Annotated in this window: 3 protein-coding genes; all 3 read right to left on the bottom strand. The window is 32.1% G+C overall.

The window, feature by feature from the left end:
• Positions 1–282 precede the first annotated feature (282 nt).
• Entirely contained in the window at positions 283–873 is a 591-nt protein-coding gene (gene lepB / locus KFV11_RS11620) for a signal peptidase I (protein ID WP_254250646.1), read from the bottom strand.
• A 214-nt stretch (positions 874–1,087) separates the two neighbouring features.
• Positions 1,088–2,251: a MobV family relaxase gene (mobV, locus tag KFV11_RS11615; protein ID WP_254250648.1), complete on the bottom strand. Its 1,164-nt coding sequence runs from the start codon at positions 2,249–2,251 to the stop codon at positions 1,088–1,090.
• A 239-nt stretch (positions 2,252–2,490) separates the two neighbouring features.
• On the bottom strand, positions 2,491–3,381 hold the full coding sequence (locus tag KFV11_RS11610) for a replication initiation factor domain-containing protein (RefSeq protein WP_254250647.1): 891 nt from the start codon (positions 3,379–3,381) through the stop codon (positions 2,491–2,493).
• Positions 3,382–3,441 lie beyond the last annotated feature (60 nt).

Here is a 3,441-nt window from a genome sequence, read left to right as displayed (position 1 = left end):
AATCAAATTTCTATCTTGATAAAAATCATTAAATAATTTATGATTTGGGTATAGTTTAATACAAAAACACATTTCACTGACATAACTGTTGTGAGATTATTTTTTTGTCCTTAACCCTCGCCGACCAAAGCAAGTGGGTTTAGGACTCTTTTTTTATTTAATTTAACTTTAACAGTTTAATAACAATAACTGCAAGCTACTTATAAAATCTGTGGAAATGATTATATATTTAAAAAATAAAAAGACTACATATGAGATCAGCTCATATGCAGTCTTTTTATTTTAATTTTCTTTATTTACTTCATCATACGAATTAGGATAAAAATTATAATGAAAATAATCAAACGGCCAAAATCTTAATACAACTTTTCCTACTACATCTTTTTTGTTTATTAGCCCTAATGATCTTCTACTGTCTATACTAATTTCTCTGTTATCTCCTAAAACTAAATACTTATTTTTAGGAATAATGTCAGTGCCATCAGAATTTATTAGTTCTTTGACTGTAAAGTTTTCTGTCAATAACTCCCCTTTTTTTGCAATTTTGTTCTCATCTAGATATTCTTCTTCAACCTTTCGACCATTTATATATAAAACATCATCTTTATAAACTACTTTATCTCCAGGTAAACCTACTAATCTTTTTATATAATCATCTTCTCTATTTGCATGAAAAACAATAACATCTCCTCTATCAATATGATTCAGAGTCTTAGAGATTTTGCTCACTATAACCTTTTCTTTATCTTTAAAGGTTGGAAACATGGAATCACCGCTAATAGTATATATCACCATTAAGAAATTAGTAATTAAAAAATATACAGATAATGCTACTAATAACGCAATAAGCCACTCTTTAATTTCCTTCTTCATTTTATGAAATCCCAACTTTCTACTTTTAATATAACAACGATAATTTGATATTTATTCCAATTTCCTTTTGACTTGGAGCCTCTGTTCCCCCTGACCCCCAAGAGCCTATGTTCGGCTGAATTGATGGCTTCGCCACCACGCCGAACGGCTCTAAGTGTATCAAGGGGAACCCCTCCAAGCACAAAAGTTTTCTCGGCATAAAAGTCCTCCAAAGTTATCTCTGCTGCCCTCTATCCCTATTTAAATCTTTCTTCTGTCCATGAATTTCATTAATTTTATTGAAATATTTCATCTCAGATTTATCAAAATTCTCACTGACCACTGTTTTAGCAATATCTACTCCTAAAAGATTTTCTATTGTTTCGAAAATCTTTTTAATCATATTAAGTAGTATAGCAGCGGTATCCCTCGCACTGATAAATTCCTTATTCAGATCCCTATTTTTCTTCTCTAACTGCCTATTCTTCTCCCGCTCTTTTTCCAATTCGTCTAAAATATCGTATTTATTTACATATGCAAACCGATTTAAAATCTGCTGTGCAGCTTCTGCCTGTTCGCTCAATCGGTCAAATTCCTCTGCAGAAACGATATAATTGCCCGTTTTAGCCATCTCTGAGCCAAATAGACCCGTTTTCTTATGCTCCTCCTCATAATTAACCTTCACAGGCTCTCTGAGCATCTCTACAGCATTCTGATAGTCCTCTTTCACTCTGTCCAATTCAACGCTTAAATCATGCAGTTCCTGTCCTTTAGCGACCATATCTTGCTTGTGGTAGCCCGTTATTTGCTTAAAAGTATTAATTTCCTCTCTTTCCTTGCCCGAAATCAATTTTGACGTGCCACGATCCATACGAAAACCACGCTCATTTACGAAATCATTAAAACGGTCTTGAAACTCCGTCATTGCTTTTTTGTTCCCCAGCATTTCCTTAGCGGATAATCTACCGTCTTTTGTCAGCGGAACAAATCCAAAGTGCATATGCGGCACTTTTTCATCAAGATGAACCGTCGCATAAAGCAGATTTTCTCTACCGTATTCTTTTTCTAAAAACTCCAAAGAATTTTTAAAGAAATCTTTAATTTCTGAATCAGATTTCTGCTCAAAAAATTTATCATCTGATGTGATAATTCCGTCAATATGCTTCACTGCGTCAGTCCGAATTTTTCTTTTTCCGTTATAATTTTCTGTAATTTTTTTCTCAATTTCTTCGCTGAAATTTATATTTTTCTGATTCAATAAATCAAAGTTTAAGTGCGTTTTTTCAGAATCAATATCGGGATTATTATAATTTTTATTCTCACGCTGGACGTGTTTTTGAATCCCTGTCGTATTCGTTTTTGCTTTTATTTTTTCGACCCTAATGATTGAATAACTCAAATTTTAACCCCCTATCAAAATTCAATCCGCCATCATAATACCTATTAAGTATAACACACTAGACTTATTTTCACTTCGTTACAATAAATCATTAAGGCGTGTGCTCTGCGAGGCTTGTTTTTGCTGACGCAAAAATTGACACTACGTGTCAAAAAACCAATCCTTTTTTGTGCCAGGCACAAAAAAGATCGCCCCAAAAAGTAGGCGATAATTCATTCAAAAATTTATCATTTTTTCATTCAGTAAAGCCAAAAATCGATTTGTTTTTGCAAATTATTTTCGACTTTTTTCAAAGACATTTTCATCAAATCAGTTAAATCAACATCAGATATTTCTTTCATGATTTTTTTATATTTGTATTTAGTATTTTTACTTAATGACCCCCACTTACTTTCTTCATGAAGTAGAAAATAAATCATTGCTTGTTCGTTAATATTTTCTACTGTTGCCCATGCAGGTTTTAAAACACTAAAGTCATCAAAACAATTTTTCCACTCATCAACAAGTGTTCTTTTTAACTCAATTTCAAATCTCCAAAAGTTTTCAATCTGTAAATCTATATCAGCAATATCTTTTCGTTCTTGTTTTTTATTATAAATACGTATATGTCTGTCGCTATCTCTTCTTCCAAAATATTTTGTTTCAACTTTACCACTACGCCCATAATAGAAAACTTTCTTTACAGATGTATCAGTCATAACAAAGTAATCCGATAAATCTTCTTCAAAATCAAACGCTAAATCTAAGCGTGTAAATCCAATATTACTTAATGCGATTAATATCTTATCTTTAATCCATGCCATTTCATCACTTGCCAATTTATTTGGATTGAATTCAATTCTAAAATTTCTTCTGTCCCATGCATCAGCTTTGAATCTATCATGTTCTATATAAACTTTATTTGTAAATATCTGTCCTTTGAATTTATGTGTCATACAATCCCATAATTGTACAAATGGACTGTTACCCAATAAATCAGCCATATATTCTGCTTTATCTTTAGCTAGATCGCCTACTATTGTCATGCTATCAAAACTTATTTTCGGTTCCGTTTTTCCCAAAGTTTGACCACTTAACCGGCTATTAGATAGGGCCGGTTCCCAATTTTCTTCCAATTGTTCTTTTTCCATTAAAAAACTCCCTTTCTGATTACAAAGATCTGTAATAGAAAAAGAGTCCTAAACCCAATC

The organism is Macrococcus equipercicus, from assembly GCF_024205945.1.
Taxonomy (GTDB): Bacteria; Bacillota; Bacilli; order Staphylococcales; family Staphylococcaceae; genus Macrococcus; species Macrococcus equipercicus.
Note: the sequence above shows the minus strand (reverse complement) of the source record. Positions and strands in the feature narration are given on the sequence as shown.